The organism is Epibacterium sp. ABV4_022, assembly GCF_056159345.1.
Map to the genome: position 1 here is coordinate 1208428 of NZ_JBSWVA010000001.1, position 23477 is coordinate 1231904.

Here is a 23477-nt window from a genome sequence, read left to right on the forward strand (position 1 = left end):
CCCAGGCTCGGGCGCTGTTCTTATTTCTAATCCGCAGCCGATCAATCATCCCCTTCGCTCCATTCCGACCACGGGCTATCGGCACTTTGTGGACGATAACGGCGGTCATAATCCGCACCATAAAGGCAGCTTTCGGCGAAATCCTCTGCGCCCAGGGCATGGCCCACGAGGATCAGCGCGGTGCGTCCGCGCGCGCCCTCGGTCGCCTCGATAATGGACCCAAGCGTAGCCTTGACGATCTTCTGATCCGGCCAACTGGCGCGCCACACGATGGCCACCGGACACTCCGCGCCATAGGCGGGCGTGAGCCGTGCCACCACATCGTCCAGCACATGCACCGACAGATGGATCGCAAGCGTTGCACCGGTGGCGGCGAAATTCTCCAGCGTTTCGCCTTCGGGCATCGCCGAGGCGCGCCCCGACGTGCGCGTGAGCACCAGTGATTGCGCCACGCCGGGCAGGGTAAGTTCGGTTCCCAGCGCCGCCGCACCCGCCGCAAAGGCAGGCACACCGGGGGTGATGTCATAGGGAATATTCAGCGCGCGCAGGCGGCGCAGCTGTTCGCCCATGGCGGACCAGACCGACAGATCCCCGGAATGAAGCCGCGCGATATCATGTCCGGCGGCGTGGGCACTGGCGATCTCTGCCATGATCTCATCCAGCGACAGCGGCGCGGTGTTGATGATCCTGGCCCCCTCCGGGCAATGGCTAAGCAGCGCTTCGGGGACAAGGGAACCAGCATAAAGGCACACCGGGCAGGCCGCGATCAGGTCGCGTCCGCGCAGGGTAATCAGGTCGGCGGCACCCGGTCCGGCACCAATGAAATGAACGGTCATCTCTCTATCATCTCCGCAAGCGCCACGGTGGCAAGCCCGTCCGTGGTCACACATCGTCTCTGGATCAGCCGCGCGCCTGCGCCCGCTGCCACAAGGGCGCAGGCTTCGGCCACCGATCCGGTGTTGAACCGCGCATGAATACGCGGCGAAAGGGTGGGGGTCGCGACCCCGGCGATCTGGTCCTCATCAAGGGTCTCGACCCTGAGGTCTTGTGCCAGCGCAAAGGCGCGAAACACGGGGCTGTCGGCCTTGGCACGCAGGGTCACCACCCGATCCGGGCGCGTGTGCAGCGCATTGTAAGCCTCCGCAAGGCTTGCCTCGGTGGCGCGGTTGGAAAAGCCAAAGCCTGCGATCATCATCGGGTGACGCTCCACTGGATCACGGGACGGGCGCGCTCCCAGCCGCGCATGGACCCCAAGGCGCCGGCTTCGGCGATCTCCGCCTTGAGCAAATGACCGCCATGGCTGGCATGAGCCTGCATCAGCAGGGTTTCGGTTTCCAGCGTCACACCATTGGCAACAAGGCGCGTGCCTGCGGGCAGGATCTGCCAGAGGTGGTCAATGAGGGCCTGCGACCCGCCGCCGCCGATAAATACGCAATCGGGCGGGGGATGACCGTCCAATACCTCCGGCGCGCGGCCCTCAAGGGCTGTCAGGCGATGCGCCAGTCCGAAGTCTTCGGCATTGCGGCGAATGTTCTCCAGCCGATCCGCGCGGGCCTCAAATGTGGTTGCCGTGGCCCCTTGGGCCGCAAGGCACCATTCCACCGAGACAGACCCCGATCCGCCGCCAAGATCCCACAGATGTTCGCCCACACGCGGCGCAAGGGCCGAGAGCGTCAGCGCACGGATGGGGCGTTTGGTGATCTGCCCGTCACTGGCAAAGAGTGCATCCTCAAGGCCGGACGCCTGCGGCAGGCTCGTGCCTGACGCCGTGAGTGCCGCCACGACGGGGGCGTCAATGTCGGTGAGGTCAAACTCTTGGGCGGTGGTCGTGCGGATGCGCTCCCTTGGTCCGCCAAGGCGCTCTAGCACGGTGATCGCGCTGGTGCCAAAGCCGATCTCGCAAAGATAGGCAGCCAGTTCCGCCGCTGCCGCACCATCACGCAGGGTGCAGATCACTTGCGTGTCACGGCCCAAAATCGGGCGCAGGCGCGCATAGGGCGCGGCATGAAGGCCTAGGCAGAGCGTGTCCTCCAGCCTCCACCCCAGCGCATTGGCAGCCAGCGCAAAGCAGGAGGGTGCCGGGTGGGACGTCCATTCGCAGCGGTCCAGATCGCGTAGCAGGCTGCCGCCTGCGCCGTGCCAGAAGGGATCGCCCGACGCCAGAACCACCGTCGCGCGCCCGCGTGCTGCCAGCACCGGCGCAGTGGAAAAGGGCACGGGCCAGACCTGCCCACGTGCGCCTGCATCGACCAGTTCCAGATGACGCGGCCCGCCGATGATGATTTCTGCGGCCTGAAGGGCTGCACGGCTTGCATCCGACAGCCCGTCGGGGCCATTTTCCCCCAGCCCGATCAGGGTCAGCCACGGGCGCGCACCGCTCTTTGTCAGAGGATCAGACATGACCAAGCTCCTGCTTCTGGGCGGCACCACCGAAGCCTCGCATCTGGCGGCGCATTTGGCGCAAGCCTGGGTTTCGGACGATCCGGTGGCCGGGCGTCAGGCGGTGTTTTCCTACGCAGGCCGCACCGCGCGCCCGGCTGCGCAACCGTTGCCCTGCCGTGTCGGCGGGTTTGGCGGCGTGTCTGGGCTGGTCGACTATCTTCGCCGCGAGGGGATCACCCATGTGGTCGATGCCACCCATCCCTTTGCCGCGCAGATGAGCACCAACGCGGTGCGGGCCTGCGCCGAGGCGGGGGTGGGGCTGGTGGCCTTCGAGAGGCCTGCGTGGCAGTCGAAGCCGGGCGATCACTGGGTCCATGTGGCGGATATGGGAGGTGCCGTTGCCGTCTTGCCGGAGGCTGGCGCGCGGGTGTTTCTGGCCATTGGCAAGCAACATGTGGCGGAGTTCGCGGCAAAGCCCAAAAATCACTATCTGCTGCGGCTGGTGGATGCGCCGGAGGCACCGCTGTCTTTGCCCGATGCCACAGTCATTGTGGCGCGGGGACCGTTTGAAGCGACCGGCGATGAGGCCCTGATGCGCCAGCACAAGATCACGCATATCGTGGCCAAAAACGCCGGTGGCGCAGGTGCCGAGGCCAAGCTGAGTGCCGCGCGCTCTCTCTCCTTGCCGGTCGTGATGATCGACCGGCCCAAGGTGCCCGCACGCCCGGTGCTGGGCACTGTCGCTGAGGTGATGCGCTGGCTGGAGCACGGCGCTTAGGTGTCCTTGTCGGTCGGGGTCTGCCCGGTTTGATGACCGGGTTGGTGACCGGGCGCAAAGCGCGGCGTGTAGACATAAGGCCCCACGCGCCGCGTGTCGCGATTGCCGACGATCACCACGGTACGCATGTCCGCCATCTCTGGCAGGGCATCCTTGAGCGGTACGGTGAGGATCTCCTGCCCGGGTTTGGTGACATCACGGGCGAAGGTAATAAGGGTGTCCGCGCCACAGGCCGCGCGCAGCACGTCCAGAGCGCGGGCAAACTGATGCGGGCGGGATTTGGAGCGCGGGTTGTAAAAGGCCATCGCCAGACCTGCCTCACCCACGAGTTGCAACCGACGTTCGATCAGCTCCCACGGTTTTAGATTGTCGCTGAGGTTGATCGCTGCAAAATCATGGCCCAGAGGCGCGCCGATCGCCGCTGCGGCCGCCAGCATGGCGGTGATGCCGGGCAGCACCCGGATGTCTAGGTCGAGCCACGCGGGCTGCGCCTTGGACCCGTCTTCCAGTGCTTCAAACACCGCCGATGCCATGGCGAAAACCCCCGGATCGCCGGAGGAGACCACCACCACGCGTTTGCCCTCTGCCGCCATCTGCAGGGCCTGCGTGGCGCGGTCCACCTCAACCCGGTTGTCGCTGGCATGGAGGGTCAGGCCCGCGCGCGGCGCGATGCGCTCCACGTAGGGGATATAGCCAACCACGTCTGTGGCCTCGGCCAGAACCTCCTGCACCTCGGGGATCACCATGCTCTCTGAACCGGGGCCAAGCCCCGCGATCACCACCCAGCCTTTTTGCGCATCCCTCATGGGCGACGTCCTTGCCCGTGCAAGAGCACGATGGAGAAATAGGGCACGTCGCCGGTGATCTCGGTGAGCTTTTGCACCGTCTGGCTCGGCATGGTGCCGCGCTCCACCAGCCATGCGTCCTGAAGTCGGCCTGCAGCCTCAAGCGCGCGGCGCAGCTTGGGCAGGTTGCGGCCGATTTTCATGACCACCAGCGCGTCAGTCTCAGAGATGCGTTTGGTCAGCTCTTCTTCCGAGAGGGTTGCCATCGCCACGGTCAGAACATCATCACCCCAGGTGATCGGCTGGCCGGTGGCGGTCCAGCAGCCGGACATGCCGGTGATGCCGGGGATGATTTCCACCTCTGCGCGGCCCTCAAGGCGGGTGTGCAGATGCATGAACGACCCATAAAGGAAGGGATCGCCCTCGCAGAGCACCACCACCGTGTCCGTCGCCGCAATCTCGGCCAATGTGTCGGCCCATTGGTCATAAAACGCGGCCAATTGGCGGTTATACTCGGGGTCGGAGAAATGGATCTCGGTGGTGACCGGATATTCCATCGGGTACTCGGTGACGCCCTCGGGCAGGATGCCTTCGACGATGGCGCGGGCCTGCCCTGCGCGGCCTGCCTTGCGGAAATAGGCCACATGGGTTGCGCCTTGCAGCGCGCGCCAGCTTTTGACGCTCATCAGGTCCGGATCGCCGGGGCCGAGGCCCGCGCAGATGACTTTGCCGGTTTTGGGCGCGTTCATAGTCATTCTTTCCACGATGCCAGCGCATTCACTGCGGCAACCGTGATGGCAGAGCCCCCAAGGCGGCCGTTGACGATCATCGCGGGCACCGGCAGATCCTCCATCAACGCCTCCTTGGATTCGCGCGCGCCGACAAAGCCCACAGGGCAGCCGATGATTGCGGCAGGGCGCGGACAGGCAGGGTCCTTGAGCATGTTCAGAAGGTGAAACAGCGCGGTGGGGGCATTGCCGATCGCGACCACGGCCCCGTCGAGTTTCGGACGCCAGAGTTCCAGTGCCGCCGCCGAGCGGGTGTTGCCCATCTCGCGGGCCATTTCCGGCACTTTGGGGTCACGCAGGGTGCAGATCACCTCATTGTCGGCAGGCAGGCGCGGGCGGGTGATCCCCTCGGAGACCATATAGGCATCACAGAGGATCGGTGCGCCATTCGCCAGTGCCGCGCGGGCGGTTTCGGCCATCCCGTCTGAGAATTGCACATGTTCCTCCAGCCCCACCATGCCCGCGGCGTGGATCATGCGCACCGCCACCACCTCCTCGTCTTTGGTGAAGCGGGCGAGGTTGGCTTCGTTGCGGATGGTGGCAAAGCTCTCGGCATAGATCTTGGCGCCATCGGTCTCATAGGTGTGCAGCATGTCAGGTGTCTTTCGTCAGAAGGTGCGGCGCAGCGCGCAGGGTGCGCGCAGAGAGATCAGAACGCAAGGGGCGGTCGTCTGCGCGGCCATTGCGAACAAGGTCGAAACGGTCTGTGCCGGTGGCGGTCAAGGTCACATCCGCGGGTTGGGGATGGGCGCAGCCCTTGGCGCAGCCCGAGATGTGCAGGCTGGTGCCCTCCGGCAGATGCGGGGCGAGGTCGCGGGCCAGCGCGCGGGTTTCAGAGAGCGCCTGCAGGCACCCGGGTGCGCCGGTGCACGCGCTCACCCGCAGGCGCGGATCCGTTGCGCTGTGGATCAGGCCGGGCAGGGGCGCGATGTCTTGGGCGTTCTCGATCAGCAGCATCCGCCAGGGGGTGAGGCGCAGGGGGCCGAGATCGGCAAGCGCGGCGAAGGTCTCGGCGGTGATCTGGCCAAACTCCAGCGCAACCAGTGCGCCGCTGTGGGTCTGGCCGGGGGCGGGCCGCGAAGCGCCTCTTGCGACACCTGCGGTATGCGACGCGGGGGCTGCGCGGCGCGCGAGCAGGGCGTGCATCCGGCCCCGGCCCTCCGACGCGCCGCCTTGGTCAAGGAACCAGCGCGCGAGGGTCAGCGCCTCGGCTGCGGCATCGTCTTCGCGCACCTCCAGCGCCACATCGGCACCGTCCGCGCGCACGGTCAGCCTGTCGCCTGCACCCTCAATGCGGATATCGGCAGCGGCGCCCTGCAATACGGGGGCCGGACCTGCGTCCACGGCAAAGCCGAACTTGCCGGGCAGGGGCAAGTCCTCGGCCTGTGCGAGGCCCTCTGTCAACGCCAAGGCGATCTGGTGGCTGCAGTCTCCCTCCGCCCAGAAGGGCGTCATGAGGATATTGCGGCGTGCCTCGGCATGGGCGTCCTGGTCCACCAACCCCAGATCCTGAAGCGCAGCGATCAGGGCGGGATGGCTGGCCTCGCGGACGCCGCGCAGTTGCAGGTTCGCCCGCGCCGAAAGATCAAGCACCCCATTGCCGTAGCGCGTGGAGAGATCCGCGACGGCCTTGGCCTGCTCAGACGTGAGCCGCCCCAGTGGCGCGCGGATGCGCACAACCAGCCCGTCGCCGGACATCATCGGCCTTAGCGCGCCGGGGCACCAGCCATAGACCTTGGGGGCGGTGCTCATGCCGCGCCCTCAAGCGTGGCAAGGATCGAATTACGCCGCGTCACCCACAGCCCTGCGTCGCGCAGGGCGTTGAACCGATCCCGCATGGCCTGAAGGGCAGCGGGGTTTTCACGCTCCAGAAACGCCACCAGATCGTCGCGCCCCAATGTGGCCTCAAAATAGAGGTCAAAGAGATGCGCAGGTACAACCTGGGCCAGATGCGCAAAGGCCGCCATGTGATCCAGCGTTGCCGCAATCTCTGCCGCACCGCGAAAGCCGTGGTTCATCATTGAGGTCGCCCAATGCGGGTCAGAGGCACGGGCGCGGGTCACCCTGGCGATTTCCTCCTGCAGGCTGCGCGCCTGCGGGCGGTCCAGACGGGTGGCGTCCATGTGATAAAGCGCCGGGGCCTCAGCGCCCAGACGTTTCATCGCGGCGGCAAAACCAGCCTCATGGGCGGCATAGTCCGAGGCGACCAGAACATCCGTTTCCGCCAGATCTTGCAGATGTACAAAGCTGTCTGCGCTGTGCAGTCGATCCTCAAGCGCCGCGCGCGCCTCGTGGATGTCCCCTTTTGCGTCAATCGCATGTGACGAGGCCGCAAGCCAAGCCTCGCCCGCTGCCGCGCGGGCCTCTTCGGAGTAGTCATCGAGATGCTGGGTCATGCCAAGGCCGTATAACCCGGGCTTGGGGCCAAAGACGCGCGGCGTGGTCTTAAGATAGGGGTTGTCGCCTGGGTCCTCTTCGCGGGCACTCAGCGCGGCGGCGGCGGCCTCGAACATCTGGGCAAGGCCGGGAAACACGTCGCGAAACAGGCCGGACACCCGAAGCGTCACGTCGATGCGCGGACGGCCCAGAAGGGCCAGCGGGATAATCTCAAAGCCCGAAACACGCTCGGATCCTGCGTCCCATTGCGGGGCAAGACCCGCAAGATGCAGCGCCATGGCAAATTCCTCGCCCGCCGTGCGCATGGTGGCAGAGCCCCAGAGATCCACCACCAACCCGCGCGGCCAGTCGCCATGGTCCTGCAGGTGGCGGCGCAGCAACTCTTCTGCCAGCTTGACCCCTTGCGCCTGCGCCGCCCGCGACGGCACCGCGCGGGGATCGGTGGTAAAGAGGTTGCGCCCCGTGGGCATCACATCCGAGCGCCCCCGGTAGGGCGACCCAGACGGGCCGGGGGAGACCAGCTTGCCCGCCAGCGCATCCAGCACCCCGCGCAGCTCTGCCGCGCCGTGATCGCCCTGACCAAAGATATGCAGACCCTCGCCGTATTGGCTTTCCTTGATGTCGCAGACAAAGCGGTCGATGCGGGTGATCGCCTCTGCCGCCGAGGCGTCGGCGGGGATGCCCAGATCTTCTTCGACGCCGGTGCCCTGCGCCTCAGCGCGGATGTCGGCGATGAGCCGGTCGCGGCGCGCAGGATCCAGACCGTCGGCCGTGGAGTATTCATCCAAGAGGCTTTCCAGGCGGGTCATCCCGTCGAGCAGCGTGGTCTGTGCCAAAGGCGGCGGCATGTGGCCCAGCGTGATGGCACCGAAGCGGCGTTTGGCCTGCGCGGCCTCGCCCGGATCATTGACGATAAACGGATAGATCACGGGCAGATCCCCCGCCAGCACCTCGGGCCAGCATTGCCCCGAGAGTGCCACCGCCTTGCCCGGCAGCCACTCCAGCGTGCCATGGGCCCCCACATGCACCAGCACATCTGCTTGCCTCCTGAGCCAGAGATAGAAGGCGACATAGCTGTGGCGCGGCGTGCGGTCGAGGTCGTGATAGTCGTCATCGCGGGCGTGCACGTCCCCCCGTTCGGGTTGCAGCGCGATCAGTGCCTTGCCCGCACGCAGCGCGCGAAAGTGCACGAGGCCGTCCCTGATCGCGGGGTCCTGCTCGGGCGCGCCCCAAGCCGCAGTGAGATTCTCGCGCAAGCGGGCGGGAAGGTGGGCGAGGGCTGCGAGATAGTCCGAGAGCGGCCATGTCAGCGTCTCATCCGAGAGGCGTGCGCCAAGGTCTGCCTCGGCGGTGACGTCATAGCCCTCGGTCGCAAGGGCGCGCAGAATTTCGGACGTAGAGGCCAGTGCGTCCAGCCCCACCGCGTGAGCGAGGTTGTAATCGCGCCCCGGATAGGTCGAGAGCACCAGCGCGAGGCGTTTGTCGGCAGGCGTTTGGCGGGCGAGCCGCAGATGCGCCTCGATGCGATCCAACGCCGCCTCTACTCGTTCCGGATCGGCGCGATGGGTGAAACGGGAATATTCCAGATCGGGGTCGCGCTTGGTGGGGGATTTGAAGCTGACAACACCGGCAAACAGCCGACCGTCCACCTCTGGCAGGACCACATGCATGGCCAGATCCGCAGGCGACAGACCGCGATCCGCCAGATCCCAATCCTTGCGCCGCGCCGTGGACAGCGCCACCTGAAACACCGGACAGCCCGTGAGGCTCAGCGGGGAGGTGCTGCCATCGCGCCCCTGCGCGGAAAAGGCAGTGGCGTTGATGAGCGCGGCGGGGTTCAGGGCGGGCAGTTCCGCGCGTAGCCAGTCGACCGCTTCGGGGACCTTGAGGCTCGGTGCAAAAACGCCATAGGCGGCATACCCGCGCCCGCGCAGGCTATGGATCATCGCATCCACAGGGGCGGTGTCGGCAGACGTCAGGTAGGAGCGATAGAAACTGACCAGGACCAGGGGTTTGTCGATCTCGGGCAAGGCATCCAGCGCGCCGCGCTCGGGGTCGTAGAACCCGAAATCCGGCACGGTTTTCTTGCCGATCACCGGGCTGGCATAGAGGCCGGAGGCCAGCGCCAGCTGCGCCAGTGCCGCCTGCGCGGCGACAGCACCGCCCGCATCGCACAGCGCCTGAAGGCGGCGCAGAGTGGAAACCGGCAGGGTGGACAGCTCATCAAGGCGCGGATCTTCCTGACCGTCGGCGGGCAGGATCGCCAGCGCGATCCCCTTGCGCCGGGCCAGATCCTGAAGCGTGGCCAGACCGTAGGACCAGTAGCTTTCGCCACCGATCAGCCGGACCAGGACACCCTTTGCGCCCTCCAGCGTCTGCTCGGCGTAAACATCGACCGAGAGCGGGTGTTTGAGCGCCACCAGATTGGCAAGCCGAGTGGAGGGGAGTTTGCCGTCCGCGCGATGCCAGCCCGCCGCAAAGGCGCCGAGATCGCTGTCGGAAAAGGACAGCACCACCAGATCGCCGGGGGTCTGCCCGACGTCATAGGGGGTGTCTGTTTCTCCGAGCCCGTGGCTTTCGCGGAAGACGACGTGCATGAGGTTAGCTCCGTTTGGACACGCCAAGGATAGCCCCGGACCGCGGGTGGGGGAGAAGCCCCCGCCCGGGGGGGCGGTCGGGGGCTGTCCGGCCTCTCGGCCGGACGAAAACGATGTGTTTCCACTTCGCCCGCATAGAAACTCAGGCCCCGAGATCGGCGTGGATGCCTGCTGTGTCGATGTTATCATGCTCGGCGATCACCACCAGCTGGGTCTTGCGCTCCTGTGCGCCCCAGGGTTGGTCGTATTGCGCGCGAAGGCGTTCGCCCACCGCTTGTACAAGCATTCGCATCGGTTTTCCTTCCACGGCCACATAGCCCTTCACCCGCAGGATGTTGCGGGCGCGGGCCATCTCGATGATCCGTTTTTGCAGGTCTTCGGGGTCGGAAACTTCGCCCATTTCGACCACGATGGACTCAAAATCGTCATGTTCGTGATCGTGATGGCCGTCGTGGTGGCTGGGGCGCGCGTCGAGATCGTCTTCGGCGGCAGCGCCAAGACCCAGGATCACGCGCGGATCGATCACCCCTTCGGTCATTGGCAGGATCGGCAGCTTGCGCGGGGCCTCGGCTTCGATCACGGCGCGGGCTTTCTCGACGCCGGCCTCACCGGCCAGATCGGCCTTGGACAACAGTACGATGTCTGCGCAGGAAATCTGATCCTCAAAGACCTCGGACAGCGGTGTTTCGTGATCAAGGCTGTCGTCCGCCTCGCGCTGGGCCTGCACGGCGTCCAGATCCGGCGCGAACTGGCCCTTGGCGACGGCCTCGGCATCGGCCAGGGCGATCACCCCGTCCACGGTGATGCGCGAGCGGATCGCGGGCCAGTCGAAGGCTTTGAGCAGCGGCTTTGGCAGTGCCAGACCGGAGGTTTCAATGACGATATGCTCGGGCGGCTCGGGCAGCGCCATCAGGCTCTCGATGGTGGGGATGAAATCATCGGCCACGGTGCAGCAGATGCAGCCATTGGCGAGTTCCATGATGTTCTCCGCCGGGCAGCTCTCGTCGGCGCAGGATTTCAGGATGTCGCCATCGACACCGGCGGTGCCAAACTCATTCACCACCACGGCAAGGCGCTTGCCCTGCGGGTTCTGCATCAGGTGACGGATCAGAGTGGTTTTGCCAGCGCCGAGAAAGCCGGTGATGACGGTGACGGGGATCTTGTTCAATGTGGTCATGTGAAATAGGCCTTTCGGATCAATCCTGCGCAAGCTCGGTGGCAGGCGTGTCTGGGGTGTCACTGGAAGAGTCGTGACGCTCGGGTGCAGGCGTCGGGGTCAGCGCGACGCTTGGCATGGAGACGGGCGGAATGCGGGCGATGGATTGTTTGCGAAACACCACCGGGCGTTCGCGCCATGGCACAAACCCATCCTCGGTCGCGGCATAGGCGGCCGCACCGGCGAGGATATCCTCAAGATGGGCATCCGGGTCGAGATCGCCGTAGATATAGCTCCAGCGCGCAGGGCCCCCGGAGAGATGCAACGTGCAGGACCGCGTGCAGGCCGAGAGGCACTCGACCCCGCGCACGGTGACGCCCTCGGGCAGCGCGCTGCCCGCAAGACGGTCGGCAAGGATGCGGCCGGGGCGCATGGCTTCGGGATCGCTGCCGGTCTGGCGACAGGTGGTGCAGACGGTCAGGACAACCGGCTCCGGGCTCTGGCTGGGGGTCTCTCCCATGCGGCCTTTTCTCCTCCTCAGCGGCGAGGCGGGGCAGGCCAGATGGGGGCGCGTGCCACGTGTGGCAGGCCCTCAACCGGTCGCGGCACACCCCGTCCGCCGGTTTCACACGCGCTGGCAGGTCTCCCGGCTTGCGGATGCCAGACCCGGGTGGGGCGCTGACGGTCGTCCCGCCTTCCCGGTGCCCCCCTGGGGGTGCGCCAGTGGCGTCGGGAGACCTCTCCGGTCACGGTCGCGGGGGCGGCTGTGCTTGGGGCGCGCTGCGGCGTGCCTTGTCACATTCCCTCTTCGCCCGAAGGGTGTCACCTTCGGGAACCAACGAAAATCCCTTGCGCCATGGGGGCACTCTTTGTCAAGACATGGGGCCAAACAGCAGGAGCGACCCCGTGAGCGATCAGACCAGCGCAAGTAGCGAAACCGACATCTCCGACGAAGAAGCGGCACGCCATGCCTCCAAGATGGCAAAGAAAAAAGCCGCCCGAGATCGGATGATGAAAACCAAGGATGGCGAAAAGGGTCTGATCATCGTTCACACCGGCCCCGGCAAGGGCAAGTCGTCCTCGGGATTCGGCATGATCATGCGCTGCATCGCCCATGGCATGCCCTCGGCGGTGGTGCAGTTCATCAAGGGCGCGTGGCAGACCGGCGAGCGGACGTTGATCGAGGAGAATTTCTCGGATCTGTGCCAGTTCTACGCGATGGGCGAGGGATTCACCTGGGAAACGCAGGACAAGGCCCGCGATATTGCGGCAGCCCGCGCGGGCTGGGAAAAGGCCAAGGAAATGATCCTCGATGAGAAGAACACCATGGTGCTGCTCGACGAGATCAACATCGCGCTGCGCTATGAATATCTGGATTTGCAGGAGGTTCTGGAGTTCCTCGTCGAGCATAAACCGCCGATGACCCATGTGGTGCTGACCGGGCGCAACGCGAAGGAAGAACTGATCGAGATCGCCGATCTTGTGACCGAGATGGCGCAGGTGAAGCATCCCTTCCGGGCCGGGGTGAAGGCGCAGAAGGGCGTGGAATTCTGAAACCTCAGCGCGCGTTGTGAGCGGGGATGCGAGGCGCTGCCTCGCGCTCCGAGGTATTTGGAAAAATGTGAAGAGGGGCGCTGTGCCCCTCTTTTCTGTTGGTCTGTTTTGTTAGTCGGTGACGCGGGACTGGATATAAGCGTCGACCGCTGCGCGCGCATCAGGGTCCAGACGCAGGCCGAGTTTTGTGCGTCGCCACAGGAAATCCTCGCCCGTGCGCACCCATTCGCGGGCAATCGCCCAGTCGAGTTCGCGGGCCGTGATGGTCGCGCCGAAGCTCTCGCCCAGATCGCTCTGCGCCTTGGCGTCGCCCAGAATGGCCCAGGCCTCGGTGCCATAGGCGCGGATCAGGCGGCGGGTGGCGTAGGCCGACAGGAAGGGATAGTCGGCGGCGAGTTTTTCGCGCAAGCGGGTGACATCTTCGACCGGGAAATCGCCGCCGGGCAGGGGCACACCTGCGGTCCACTCCGAAGGCAGGCTTGGGAAGACCTCGTTGATTTTATCCAGCGCCGCCTCGGCCAGTTTGCGGTAGGTGGTGATCTTGCCGCCAAAGACATTGAGCAGCGGGGCCTGTGTCTTGTCGAGCGTCAGCACATATTCGCGTGTCGCGGCGGAGGCGGAGCTGGCGCCGTCATCATAGAGCGGCCGCACGCCGGAATAGGTCCAGACGATCTGATCGCGTGTCACGGGTGTGTCAAAATAGTTCGACGCGAATTTCACCAGATAGTCCTGCTCTTCCTCGGTGCAGATGGGTTTGGTCTCGGGATCGGGGTGATCAGCGTCGGTGGTGCCGATGAGGGTGAAATCCTCCTCATAGGGAATGGCAAAGATGATGCGCCCGTCCTGCCCCTGAAAGAAGTAGCAGCGCCCGTGGTCGTAGAGTTTTGGCACCACGATATGGCTGCCGCGCACGAGGCGCACGTTTTCGCGGCTGTTTTGTCCGAGCTTCTGGCGCAGCACATCCGCCACCCATGGCCCACCTGCGTTGACCAGCATCTTGGCGCGGCGGGTGCTTTCTGCGCCGGTGGCCAGATCCTTCAGGTGGATTTCCCAGTGATCCGCGTGGCGGGTGGCATTCACGACCTCGGTGCGGGTCATGATCTCGGCACCACGGGCCTCGGCGTCGCGGGCGTTGAGCACCACGAGGCGGGCGTCCTCGACCCAACAGTCGGAATATTCAAACGCCTTTTTGAATTTGGAGTTCAAGGGCTTGCCTGCCTCATCCGTAGTCAGGTCCACGGTTGCGGTGCCGGGCAGGATGCCGCGTTTGCCAAGCGTGTCATACATAAAAAGACCCAGCCGGATCAGCCATGCAGGGCGGCGGCCTTTCATCCATGGCATGACGGTGGTCAGCAGTTTGGAGGTCGGCGTGGTGTTGTCGAACCGCATGTCCTTGTGGAAAGGCAGCACGAAACGCATCGGCCATGAGATATGCGGCATGGCGCGCAGCAGCACCTCGCGTTCGATCAGGGCCTCGCGCACCAGACGGAATTCGAAATATTCCAGATAGCGCAGGCCGCCGTGGAACAGTTTGGTCGAGGCCGAGGAAGTGGCTGAGGCGAGGTCGTTCATTTCGGCCAATGTCACGGAGAGGCCGCGACCGGCGGCGTCGCGGGCAATGCCGCAGCCGTTGATGCCGCCGCCGATGATGAACAGGTCGGTGATGTCGGAGGTCTTGGGCGTATCAGTCATTTTCGCTGCTTTCGGTTTCGGGGCCGCCGTCTGCGATCAGGATTCGGGTGCCGGACGCTTCTGCGGCCTCGGCAAACTCTGCCGGAACAGGGCGGTCTGTGATGACAAAATCCAGCTCCGCGAGGGCGCAGATACGCACGGGGGCGGAGCGGTCGAATTTGCTGCCGTCGCACATCAGGATGCGCGTGCGGGCATTTCTGAGGATGGCGCGGGCGACGGAGACTTCGCGGGCGTCGTGGTCGAGGATTGCACCGTCCGCGTCCATGGCAGAGGCGCCGATGACGGCGTAGTCGACCTTGTAGCGGTTGATGAAGTCCACCGCCTCTTCGCCGACAATGGCACCGTCGCTTTGGCGGATGGTGCCACCCACAAGGATCAGATCTCGCGCCTCCATCCCCATCATCATATTGATAATGTTGATATTGTTGGAGAGGACCGTCAGCCCCTTGTGACCGGAGAGCGCGCGCGCCACCTGTTCGGTCGAGGTGCCGATGTTGAGCGCGATGGAGCAGTTCTCAGGGATCACATCGGAGGCCAATGCGGCCATCGCGCGTTTGCCGCTGGCATTGAGGCTGCGGCGCTCGGCATAGCCGCGATTGGCGGCAGAGCTGATGCGCACGGCGCCACCATGGACGCGGCTCAGCTGGCCACGAGCAGACAGATCGCGCAGGTCAGTGCGCACGGTTTGCAAAGAGACGCCAAAGCGGCGCGCAAGATCTTCTACCTCGACACGATCCTGCTGCGTGAGCAGGGAGAGGATTTCGTTTTGGCGGTCGCTTGCGTCCATGAGCTTTCCTTTTCATGGATGCATATAGAGAACACCACGCGTTTTGTCACGTATGGATTTCGTTCTCGTGTGCGTGTGGCGCAAAACGAAAGCCCCTCGCGCGGATGCGGAAGGGGCGGAGGTTTTGCTCTCGGAGTTTTGACTGGGTTTCGCCCGGACGAAGGTCGGGCAGCCCCCGACCTCCCCCACGGGAGGGGGCTTCACCCCCACCCGAGGTCGGGGCCGCACTGCGTGCTCTCAGGTGAGCGGGATCAGATGGTTGTCCCAGGCCAGCGGCGCGGTGGCGAGGTGTTCGACCTCTGTGCCGATCCGCGCCACGGCTCCGGTTCCGGTGCTGGCTAGGAAACCTTCGCGCCGGGTCGCAAGGCCGCAGACATCCCGGAGCGCATGTTCGGCCAGTAAAGCACCGCTGGCGCAGTCCATCACCTGCACCACGCCACCCCGGGGCGAGGTCACGGCGATCTGCGTCTCATCGCCAGAAAACGCGATGGAGCCGCCATAGCCATTGAGGTTGCGCAGGCGCGGGTCGTCCGCCGCCATCAGGCGCGGCGCGTCGCTGGGGTGATGCAGGCCCACGATCGGCACGTCCGCGCCCAGATCGCCCTGCCATTGCATGGCAAACCCCACGGTGCCATCGCTGCGCACCGCGATATGGCGGATGGAGTTTTTGTGCAGATCCGAAGGCAGTTCCATCTGCTCCTGTATCTCACCCGACAGGCTCAGATAGCTGAGGTTTGGGCGCATAAAGGGGATGTTGAGCTTGGCGCGGCCAGTATCCGGGTGGGTCTCGATGCCGCCATTGGCCACCACAAGACCGGGGGCGTCGCGGCGCAAGAGCATCTCATGCGGGCCGATGCCGCCGGAGGGGAACTGGCCGATGCGGCGATAATCGCGGGCGTTCCAGACGCCAATCATGCCTTCGCCGCTCTCGAAGGCATTCTCGGTCGTATACATCACCTCGCCCTCGGGGGAGAACACGCCGTGACCGTAGAAGTGATGCCCCTCCGGTGGCTCCAGCCGCGCCAGTTGCGCGCCGCTGCGGCAGTCGATCACATCGGCAAAGCGGCCCGGTCGGCGGGCAAAGGCGACCGCCTCTGGCCGGGTGGGATGCGCGCTGGCAGCATGGCCCCGGTCGGGCAATGCATGGCGAAACAGCACCTCGCCCGCCGCAGAGAGCCCCGCGACCACAAACAGTCCCAACTCGTCCTTGCCCGCAGAGAGATAGGCGGGCGCGCCCGCGTCAGCCCAGGTGGCGGAAGGGGCCATGCTGCTGGCCATCAGGCCTGCAATGAAGCCGCGTCGAGAGGGCATTTGTGAACTCCTGTCTTGGATCGGAACGGGTTGTGAAGTGTCGGGTCAGTCGCCGTCCAGTGCGTTGAACCCGGCCTCCACCCCCAGCTTGGGGCCAAGGCCCAGTGCGGCGATGTCTTTGATCTCGCGTACATCCTGTTGCAGCGTTTCCAGCAAAAAGCGGTGTTGCGGATCACGCACCCCGGCAAAGCTGGGGTCATCGGCAAGGTTTGCGGCGTGGCGGTCGGCCTTGTCGAACAGCTGTGTCAGATGTTGCGAGAGGTCTTGATCGCCTTCGGACAGGAGGTGTGCCAGCTGACGCAGGCTATCCAGCTGGATCTGCACATGGCGCAAAGAACGGCCAGAGCGGCGGGCCTCGGCGCGATTGGGGCGCGGGTTGTCAAATGTGCCAAGCGGGCGGCCAAGGCGCATATCGGCGAGGATCTCCAGTCCGGTGGTGAGCGCCTTGAACAGTTCCTGATGCGCTTCCTCATCGCTGCGGTAACGGTCATCGGGGTAGCGCAGCTTGTTGGCGTAGTCCTCTTGCCATTCGGTCAAAATCGCGGCGCTGTTTCGCGACAGATCTTGCGCGACCGCTTTGACAAACGCGCAAGCATAGTCCGGGGAGGTCAGATCCGCATAGGCGGGGTCATAAAAGAGGTACTCTAGCGCATAAAACCCGCGTACCGCGACCGAGGCTGTGGCGAATTCCTCGGGGGTGTTGACCACCGGGTCACTGTCCAACAGCAGGCTGCGCAGAGCCTTTGGAGTCTTGGAGCGGCTGTCGGGCCAGAAGGCGATGGCAAAGGCGCGGTTGTCGGCCTCGGAGGGGCCAAAACGCAGGTGGCTTGCCGCAACCCATGCGTCAAAGGCCTCACCCCAAGCGGTGCGCACGGCCTCTGATGTGGGGGCGCAGTCGCTGTCTGTAAGGGTTGCAAATTCGGCAGTCTCGGTGGCCAGACGCGCGTAGGTGGGCAGGATGTGCTGGTCGATCACCGCATCCGTGAGCGCATCCGCGCGTGCCAGTCCGGTGAGGGCAACAAGGGCGCAGGTGGTGGACGCCAGACGAGACAAGACAGACATTAAAGAGACTCCAGAAAGGTGATAAGGGCGGCGCGATCATCAGGGGGCAAGGCGACAACAGTGTCGCGGGCGGCTTGAGCTTCTCCACCATGCCAGAGGATGGCTTCCAGCAAAGTGCGGGCGCGGCCATCATGCAGGAAGGTGGCGCGGGTTGAGACCTGCTGCGTCAAGCCAATCCCCCAAAGCGGTGCGGTGCGCCAATCGCGCCCGGTCGCGCGCGCTTCGGGCCGGTTGTCTGCAAGGCCCTCGCCCATGTCGTGCAACAGCAGATCGGAATAGGGCCAAATGAGCTGAAAGCTCTGCTCGGGGCGATCAAGCAGGCGGTGGGTGACAAATTTGGGCCGGTGGCAACTGGCACAGCCGCTGTCATAGAACACGGATTTGCCGCGCAGCACTTCGGGGGCGTCCAGATCGCGGCGCGCCGGCACCGAGACATTGCGGCTGTAGAAGGTGACCAGATCCATATTGGGCTGGTCAATTTCGGTGACGCGCACGTCGCCGTCGCCGTGCGGCGCGCTGCGGCAGGCGTCCTGCAAGGCCGTGCAATCGCCATAGGGCTGCGGAAACAATGGTGTCGAGATGCCGATATCGCCGGAAAACGCCGCAGCGGATTGTTCGTGGATGGTGGCGGTGCCCGCCTTGAGGCCAAAGCGCCCCAGCATCACCTGACCAAATTCCTTGGACCACACAAGGTTCGGCCGTCCCGATATACCATCGCCGTTCTGATCGTCGGGGTCGGCAAGGGCGAGGATATCAGCCGCCGGGATCGCCTCCAGCAGGCCAAGACCGATCATCGGCGGCGCCACGCGCGGCGAGAGCATCGCCTTGGCATGCAGGGGGCCGTATTTCAGCGCGGTGGCTTCAAACGTGGGCTTGCGCAGGCGGACCACCTCGCCGCCATTCAGGGTGATCTCTTCCTCGGTGTAGGTCACAGACAGGCGGTATTCGGGATCAACGCCGGGGCTGGAGAAATCCTGCAATTGCCAGCCATAGGTCGGCTCTGGCGACATGCCGATATAGTCGGGAATGGCGCGCAACATAGGGGGCACCGGGCCGGGAATGGAGACGCGCAGAAAGGTCGAGGCAGAGCGATAGTCCGGCCCTTCGGGCAGATGTCCCCGCCCATCGCGGATGTGGCAGCGTTGGCAGGCGCGGGCGTTGTAGACCGGGCCAAGCCCATCGGACGCGCGGGTCGAGGATGGCGAAAACACCCAGAGTTTGTCAAACAAGGCCTCGCCCAGCCGAAACTCCAGACCCTGTTCAAACGTCAGGTTCACGGGCGGCGCGCTGAATGCCTCGCGGTCGTTGCGATAGGGCAGGGTGGCGGCCCCGGCGGGGAGGTCCTCGAACGGCTCGGGTGCGGTGAAGTCCTCCGCAGGGGCGGTGACGCGCGCAATGCGGCTGGTTTCGTCCTTGGTGCGGGGCAGAACGGAAAGATGCGGCTCCGCAAGGCCATCCGGGGGCGGCGCGGCGGCGCGGTCGGTTGCATGCAGCGGTGCGGCCAGCACCAGAGCGAAGGCCGCACCGAGGACACAGGCCGAATTACTCGGCGTTGTCCATCTTGGAGGCGTTGAGATGCGCGTAGTTTTCGGCGCCAACGCGGTCGTGCAGTTCAAGCTGGGTCTCCAGGAAATCGATATGGCCTTCTTCGTCGGCCAGCAGCTCTTTGAACAGCTCCTCGGTGACGAAATCACCATTGGTCCTACAGTACTCGGCGGCTTCCTTGTAGAGGTCGCGGGCCTCTTGTTCCGCGGCCAAATCGCACTCCAGCGTTTCCTTGGGGGACTGGCCGATGCGCAGGGGATCCAGCGTTTGCAGATTGGGATGCCCCTCAAGGAAGATGATCCGATCAATCAGCTTGTCCGCGTGATGCATCTCTTCGATGCTTTCCTCGCGGCTTTTCTTGGCCATGTGACCAAGGCCCCAGTCGTCCTGCAGGCGATAATGCAGCCAATACTGGCTGACAGCGGTCAACTCGCTCCTAAGCGCCTTGTTGAGATAGTCGATGACTTTGGGGTCGCCCTTCATAATTGCTCTCCGGAGAAATGGCTGTACGTAGGTTCTGCAGATGTGCAGGTACACTAACCTTAGCGTTGGCGCGCATGGTGTCCAGAAAGAGCGTCATGCAACCGCCACAATCCGCCTTCTTGCCGAGGGCGCGATAGATTTTCCCAGGAGTTATAATGGTTTGCGGGTCAGAGGCGCGCATCCAGTCGATGGCCGAATGGATGTCGTGATCCGAGATCGCAGTGCAGTGGCAGATGATCATGACGGGGCTTTTATCCCAAGAGATTCTATAGGCTACTTGCTTGCCTCAATATCTGAGCAAAAGAATAAGTTTTCAAGGATAAATAAGACTGATTTGCTCAGGAAATCGTGAGTGCCTCACATCATGACGACTGGCGCGCGCAAAAAAGAAGGAGCCGCGCACGGGGCGCGACTCCTGTCAGATCGGGGACCTGATCTGAATTACTGGAATACGGCCGACGGGTTATCGAGCGAGTCGGAGCCCTCGATGGCGACGGTGTCCAGTTCCAGCACGGCAACCGCGCGCTCGATCGACCGGGTCTGATCCACCAGCGCCTCGACGCCGCCCATGACCAGCGCCTCGCCGGCTTCGCTGCCCTGCGCCAGCATCTGGTCATAAGAGAAGCCGGCCTCGGCTGCCGTCTTGATGCGGCCCAGCTTCATCATGGTGGTGGAGAGTTTGCCGGTCAGTTCCGCGTTCAGTTCAGAATCCGCGGCTTCGACGAGATCGGCCAGCGCCGGGCCGGACACCAGATCGCCGTTCACCCGCACATATTCGCCCAGGTAGACGTTCTGGATGCCCAGACCGTCATAGTAGTGGCTGTTGTGGGTGTTGTCGGAGAAGCAATCGTGCTCTTCCTCGGGGTCGTTCAGCATCAGGCCAAGACGCATCCGCTCGCCCGCTTGTTCGCCATAGGACAGCGACCCCATGCCGGTCAGGATCGTGGTGATGCCTGCGTCTTCGTCCGAAAGCACGGTTTCGCGCGCTTCGCCGCCTTCGGCCCATTGTGCGGTGATCCACTCAAGATCGGACACCAGCAGATCGGTCGCCGCTTTCAGGTAAGCGCCACGGCGGTCACAATTGCCGTTGGTGCAGTCATCGCCCGCCGCATAGTCCGTCCATGCGCGCTCGCCCGCGCCATGCTCGGTGCCGTTCAGATCCTGCCCCCAGAGCAGGAATTCGATGGCGTGGTAGCCGGTTGCCACATTGGCTTCGACACCGTCGGCCTCGTGCAGGGTCTCGGCCAGCAGCTCGGGCGTGATGTCGGAGGCGTCAATTGTCTCGCCGGAGAGGGTGAACTCTGGGTTGGCAACCACGTTCAGCGCTGCGGCGGCATTTTCGTCGGTCGGGCCACCATAGGAGGCGTCCACATAGTCAATCAGGCCTTCATCCAGCGGCCATGCGTTCACTTTGCCTTCCCAGTCGTCGACGATGGCATTGCCGAAACGATAGACTTCGGTCTGCTGATAGGGGACGCGCGCCGCCAGCCAGGCGTGTTTTGCGGCCTCAAGGTTTTCAGCCGAAGGGTCCGCAATCAGCGCATCAACAGCAGCCTGAAGTGCCTTTGCGGTGATCAGGCTGTCTTCGTATTTTGCCTCGGCGATGTTTGCGTAATTGGTCAGAACATCGGCCTTGGACGCGGCGAAAGCGGCCGATGTGCCTACGGTCAAAGCCGCAATGGCGGCACCGGTGAGAAGCGGCGTTTTCATGAAGTATATCCTCGCTGGAACTTTGGTATTTGTGGCGCTGTTGCGCGTGGGGTGAATTACTTGGTCAGGATCAGTTTGCCGGCGCGGGTGATGCGCAGCGAATAGATCTGACCATTGAGAAGAATGCGGGCCTGCACACCGCCGCGGGTCAGATCCTCGGCGTGGTAGGTCGGGTAGGTTTCCGGTTGTGCGGCTGCGGCAATGTCTTCTTGGGAAATCGGTTTCAGGTTGCTCATCGGGGAGACCTCTGTTTCTGCTCCACCTTGTCGAACAGCCACTCAAAGCAAAAGCTCTGCTGCGGCACCTCTCCCGACAGGACGTTGTGCCACAGATCCGACACCGGCAGCGGATCTGCGTCGCGGTCACTGTGCGTGGGTGTTTGGCCAGAGAGGTTCAACATGTGCGGGACGCAAGGTTCAGGTTGTCGGCTGGCCCGTGTGATGCACAGGTTGGCTGGATTGCCCTATTCCTGATTTATTTGGTCGGATATGTCAAATGGTTTCATATCCGGCCTGTTTTCTTTGACTTATCCAAAGGTGGCGGCGGCGTCAGGGTCGGACAACACCAGGGCGCGGGCCGCTATGGCCCCGGCTGCGGCGCGGTTCCGCACCCCTATGACGAGCCGCCCGTGGCGGAAAATTCGGCCACAAGCGCGTCTATGAACAGGCGCACGCGCTGGGGTTGGTGGCGGCGATCCTGATAGACGAGGTAAAGACCAAGCTGCGATTCGACGCCGGGGGGCGGGGCGGCGATCTCCACCGTGCCCGCTGCGGCATCCTTTTCACAAAGCGACAGTGGCAGACAGGCGCGGGCGGCACCGGCCAGCGTCAGTTCCCGCGCCAGTGCAAAGGATTCGCAACGGGCCTGTCCGGGCAGCGGGGTGCTGTTCAGGTGCCGGGTGAGGGGGCCGAGGATCGGTAGGCTCTCGTCCCGCAGCCGCCCCGGTGGGGCCACCAGATGCACCGGCATCTGCGACAGGAGCCGCGCAATCAGATCCGCGCCGCCGGGTCGGTGGCCACGCAGGGCCACATCGATCCCGTCGCGGACAAAATCGGTGGCGCGATCCTCAACGGTGATGTCCACATGGATTTTGGGGTGGCGCGCCAGAAAGTCCCGGATGAGACGGGCCAGCCGATCCATCGGCAGGGCAGTCGGCACCGACAGCCGCACCGGCCCGCTGGCGCTGACATCGGCCGAAACAAGGCTGCGTGCCGCCTCGATCTCGGCCAAGGCCCGTTGGCAGCGCTCCAGAAACACCGCGCCCTCGGCGGTGAGGGCGGTGCTGCGGGTGGTGCGATCCAGGAGGCGCACGCCGAGGCTCTGTTCCAACGCCCGCACCCGGCTCGTGACGGTCGAGGGCGGCAGACCCAGACGCCGCGCCGCGCCCGCAAAGCTCAACTGGCCCGCCACTTCGGCGAAGGTTTCGATGTTTTGCAGATCGTTCATTGCACGACTATCTCGTTTAGTGTCTGCGGTATTATGGCGATTATTTCGCCCTATGCGAGGGGTTACATCCGCTTCATCAAAAGTGGAGAAGCAGATGAACAGACGTAGCTTTTTAAAATCCGGTGTTGCGGTTGCCGCAGCGAGCCTGTTGCCCGCCACCGTGCGCAGTGCGGCGGCCCCCCTGTCGGTGCGTTGGCTGGGGGGCGCGATGATGGAGATCGAAGCCGCAGGCCTGCGTATTCTCACCGATCCCTGCCTTGGCGAGGGAGAAGAGGCCTTTGTGATGGGGGACCCCAATGAGATGTTTGACCTTGCCAAAGGCCCAAACATCAAGACCCACGCCCGGCTGACGCCCTTTCCGGGGCTGAAGCACAGCAGCCCGGATCTGGTGCTCCTGAGCCATCTGCACGAGGATCATTTCGACCAGAAAGCCCAAGCCTGGCTGGACCGCAGCCTGCCCTTGCTGGCACCGGAGCATGACACGGAGCATCTGCGGCAGCAGGGCTATGGCGCACAGGCCGTGCGGCACGGGGCGACGCGTGTGTTCAACGGCCCCAGTGGTGAGGTCCGGGTCACCGCCCTGCCTGCGGTGCATTCGCTCAATCCGCAAATCTCGGCGGTGCTGGGGCTTGGCAACGGCTATATGATCGAGGCCCGCCGTGGCGCGCAGGTGCAGCGTCTGTATTGGGCGGGCGATACGTTCCATGCCGCACCGGTGGCGCAGGCGCTGGCCCAGCAAGACACTCCGGATCTGTTCATTCCACATATCGGCGCGGTCGGCGGCGAGGGCGCGCTGGGGCAAATTTCCATGGACGGGGCGCAGGCGATGGATTTTGCCGCACAAGTGGGCGCGCGTTCGGTTCTGCCGGTGCACCACACAACCTATTCCCTCTATCGCGAAGGGCCGGAGGTGATGCAGCGCCTGCACCAAGCCCGCTCCCCCGGCTGGTCGCTTCACGTGCTGAACGAGGGCGAACAGATTGCCCTCTGATGCGCGCAGATGC

23 protein-coding genes and 1 riboswitch are annotated in these 23477 nt (G+C 64.5%); of the genes, 3 read left to right on the top strand and 20 right to left on the bottom strand.

All coding sequences use genetic code 11. The features are described 5' to 3' along the window. Positions 1-41 precede the first annotated feature (41 nt). Genes cobM through cbiE form a run of 3 tightly spaced genes read right to left on the bottom strand, consistent with a single transcriptional unit; the run spans position 42 to position 2400 of the window. Positions 42-836 carry a precorrin-4 C(11)-methyltransferase gene (gene cobM / locus ACXAF5_RS05785; protein WP_474945878.1) on the bottom strand — a complete coding sequence of 265 codons (795 nt, stop codon included), beginning with the start codon at positions 834-836 and terminating at the stop codon, positions 42-44. Continuing rightward, complete coding sequence (locus tag ACXAF5_RS05790; RefSeq protein ID WP_474945879.1) at positions 833-1195, bottom strand: cobalamin biosynthesis protein; 363 nt, start codon at positions 1193-1195, stop codon at positions 833-835. The genes cobM and ACXAF5_RS05790 overlap by 4 nt, the downstream gene beginning before the upstream one ends. Continuing rightward, a complete protein-coding gene (cbiE, locus tag ACXAF5_RS05795; RefSeq protein WP_474945880.1) occupies positions 1192-2400 on the bottom strand; it encodes a precorrin-6y C5,15-methyltransferase (decarboxylating) subunit CbiE in 1209 nt (402 codons plus the stop codon). Before cbiE ends, ACXAF5_RS05790 begins: the two co-directional genes overlap by 4 nt. Between cbiE and ACXAF5_RS05800 the strand changes: the two genes are divergently transcribed. Continuing rightward, a complete protein-coding gene (locus ACXAF5_RS05800; protein WP_474945881.1) occupies positions 2399-3160 on the top strand; it encodes a cobalt-precorrin-6A reductase in 762 nt (253 codons plus the stop codon). The two genes, cbiE and ACXAF5_RS05800, sit on opposite strands and share 2 nt — an antisense overlap. On the opposite strand, the gene cobJ is transcribed toward ACXAF5_RS05800, so the two are convergent. The 7 genes from cobJ to ACXAF5_RS05835 all read right to left on the bottom strand — a co-directional run bounded on the left by cobJ (position 3157) and on the right by ACXAF5_RS05835 (position 11403). Then, positions 3157-3966, bottom strand: coding sequence for a precorrin-3B C(17)-methyltransferase (gene cobJ, locus ACXAF5_RS05805; RefSeq protein WP_474945882.1), 810 nt, complete (start codon positions 3964-3966; stop codon positions 3157-3159). The two genes, ACXAF5_RS05800 and cobJ, sit on opposite strands and share 4 nt — an antisense overlap. Next, positions 3963-4694: a precorrin-2 C(20)-methyltransferase gene (locus ACXAF5_RS05810; RefSeq protein WP_406707416.1), complete on the bottom strand. Its 732-nt coding sequence runs from the start codon at positions 4692-4694 to the stop codon at positions 3963-3965. The genes cobJ and ACXAF5_RS05810 overlap by 4 nt, the downstream gene beginning before the upstream one ends. Positions 4695-4696: 2 nt before the next feature. After that, a complete protein-coding gene (locus ACXAF5_RS05815; protein WP_474945883.1) occupies positions 4697-5326 on the bottom strand; it encodes a precorrin-8X methylmutase in 630 nt (209 codons plus the stop codon). Between the two features lies 1 nt (position 5327). Beyond that, a complete protein-coding gene (cobG, locus tag ACXAF5_RS05820) occupies positions 5328-6485 on the bottom strand; it encodes a precorrin-3B synthase (protein ID WP_474945884.1) in 1158 nt (385 codons plus the stop codon). Then, positions 6482-9727 carry a cobaltochelatase subunit CobN gene (gene cobN, locus ACXAF5_RS05825; protein WP_474945885.1) on the bottom strand — a complete coding sequence of 1082 codons (3246 nt, stop codon included), beginning with the start codon at positions 9725-9727 and terminating at the stop codon, positions 6482-6484. Before cobN ends, cobG begins: the two co-directional genes overlap by 4 nt. A 142-nt stretch (positions 9728-9869) precedes the next feature. Continuing rightward, on the bottom strand, positions 9870-10904 hold the full coding sequence (gene cobW, locus ACXAF5_RS05830) for a cobalamin biosynthesis protein CobW (RefSeq protein ID WP_239363105.1): 1035 nt from the start codon (positions 10902-10904) through the stop codon (positions 9870-9872). Positions 10905-10923: 19 nt separating this feature from the next. Further along, positions 10924-11403 carry a DUF1636 family protein gene (locus ACXAF5_RS05835; RefSeq protein ID WP_474945886.1) on the bottom strand — a complete coding sequence of 160 codons (480 nt, stop codon included), beginning with the start codon at positions 11401-11403 and terminating at the stop codon, positions 10924-10926. Between the two features lie 99 nt (positions 11404-11502). Then, positions 11503-11738, bottom strand: a riboswitch (cobalamin riboswitch). 24 nt (positions 11739-11762) lie between these two features. Here ACXAF5_RS05835 and cobO point away from each other — a divergent pair. After that, positions 11763-12437: a cob(I)yrinic acid a,c-diamide adenosyltransferase gene (gene cobO / locus ACXAF5_RS05840; protein ID WP_239322977.1), complete on the top strand. Its 675-nt coding sequence runs from the start codon at positions 11763-11765 to the stop codon at positions 12435-12437. Positions 12438-12548: 111 nt separating this feature from the next. Here cobO and glpD read toward each other — a convergent pair whose 3' ends face one another. The 10 genes from glpD to ACXAF5_RS05890 all read right to left on the bottom strand — a co-directional run bounded on the left by glpD (position 12549) and on the right by ACXAF5_RS05890 (position 22473). Next, a complete protein-coding gene (glpD, locus tag ACXAF5_RS05845) occupies positions 12549-14129 on the bottom strand; it encodes a glycerol-3-phosphate dehydrogenase (protein WP_474945887.1) in 1581 nt (526 codons plus the stop codon). Beyond that, positions 14122-14916 (bottom strand): DeoR/GlpR family DNA-binding transcription regulator, encoded by a 795-nt coding sequence (locus tag ACXAF5_RS05850; RefSeq protein ID WP_474945888.1) that lies wholly within the window; start codon positions 14914-14916, stop codon positions 14122-14124. Before ACXAF5_RS05850 ends, glpD begins: the two co-directional genes overlap by 8 nt. Before the next feature lie 237 nt (positions 14917-15153). Then, entirely contained in the window at positions 15154-16227 is a 1074-nt protein-coding gene (locus tag ACXAF5_RS05855) for a DUF1513 domain-containing protein (protein ID WP_474945889.1), read from the bottom strand. A gap of 45 nt (positions 16228-16272) precedes the next feature. Beyond that, on the bottom strand, positions 16273-17289 hold the full coding sequence (locus tag ACXAF5_RS05860; protein WP_474945890.1) for an imelysin family protein: 1017 nt from the start codon (positions 17287-17289) through the stop codon (positions 16273-16275). Next, positions 17289-18797 carry a di-heme oxidoreductase family protein gene (locus tag ACXAF5_RS05865; RefSeq protein WP_474945891.1) on the bottom strand — a complete coding sequence of 503 codons (1509 nt, stop codon included), beginning with the start codon at positions 18795-18797 and terminating at the stop codon, positions 17289-17291. Before ACXAF5_RS05865 ends, ACXAF5_RS05860 begins: the two co-directional genes overlap by 1 nt. Before the next feature lie 34 nt (positions 18798-18831). Next, positions 18832-19317: a bacterioferritin gene (gene bfr / locus ACXAF5_RS05870; protein ID WP_239322983.1), complete on the bottom strand. Its 486-nt coding sequence runs from the start codon at positions 19315-19317 to the stop codon at positions 18832-18834. After that, positions 19271-19558: a (2Fe-2S)-binding protein gene (locus tag ACXAF5_RS05875; RefSeq protein WP_239322984.1), complete on the bottom strand. Its 288-nt coding sequence runs from the start codon at positions 19556-19558 to the stop codon at positions 19271-19273. The genes bfr and ACXAF5_RS05875 overlap by 47 nt, the downstream gene beginning before the upstream one ends. A gap of 200 nt (positions 19559-19758) precedes the next feature. After that, positions 19759-21027 (bottom strand): imelysin family protein, encoded by a 1269-nt coding sequence (locus ACXAF5_RS05880; protein WP_474945892.1) that lies wholly within the window; start codon positions 21025-21027, stop codon positions 19759-19761. Positions 21028-21083: 56 nt separating this feature from the next. Then, the gene (hemP, locus tag ACXAF5_RS05885; RefSeq protein ID WP_005628449.1) at positions 21084-21263 is read right to left on the bottom strand and encodes a hemin uptake protein HemP; all 180 of its coding nucleotides are present in this window, start codon (positions 21261-21263) and stop codon (positions 21084-21086) included. 376 nt (positions 21264-21639) lie between these two features. Next, positions 21640-22473 carry a LysR family transcriptional regulator gene (locus tag ACXAF5_RS05890; protein WP_474945893.1) on the bottom strand — a complete coding sequence of 278 codons (834 nt, stop codon included), beginning with the start codon at positions 22471-22473 and terminating at the stop codon, positions 21640-21642. Positions 22474-22567: 94 nt separating this feature from the next. Between ACXAF5_RS05890 and ACXAF5_RS05895 the strand changes: the two genes are divergently transcribed. Beyond that, on the top strand, positions 22568-23464 hold the full coding sequence (locus tag ACXAF5_RS05895; protein ID WP_474945894.1) for an MBL fold metallo-hydrolase: 897 nt from the start codon (positions 22568-22570) through the stop codon (positions 23462-23464). Positions 23465-23477: the final 13 nt, after the last annotated feature.